The 334-nt window shown below is 55.1% G+C and carries 1 pseudogene; it reads right to left on the reverse strand.

What is annotated here, in order from left to right:
* Positions 1–334 (reverse strand): annotated as a pseudogene (locus CYJ76_RS11775) (IS3-like element IS3501 family transposase); the annotation flags it as partial.

A 334-nucleotide genomic window follows, 5' to 3' on the forward strand; every position in this document is an offset into this window, starting at 1 on the left:
CCTTCACGGTTCATCGCGTGCCACATTTTGCGGATGCCGTAGACCGAGAAATTCTCCGCATGCACACGCTGTATCTCTGGGATGAGCAGGCTATCGCTTAAGGCCCTTGCGCTGGGAACACGAGTGGTCGCCTTGCGGTAGCCACGAGAGGTGATGAATCCACGATCTGCTTGTCGAAGGACACGGCAGATGGCCTCGACCCCAAATTGATCTTTGTACGCGTCTATGTAGGAGATCATGTGGTCGTGGGTCGGTCGAGTTCCGCTGCGAAAAAAGCCGAAGCAGTTTTAAGAATCCCGTTTGCTCGTTTCAGCTCCCGGTTCTCTCGACGCAG

This window comes from Kytococcus schroeteri (assembly GCF_002847825.1).
GTDB lineage: Bacteria > Actinomycetota > Actinomycetes > Actinomycetales > Dermatophilaceae > Kytococcus > Kytococcus schroeteri.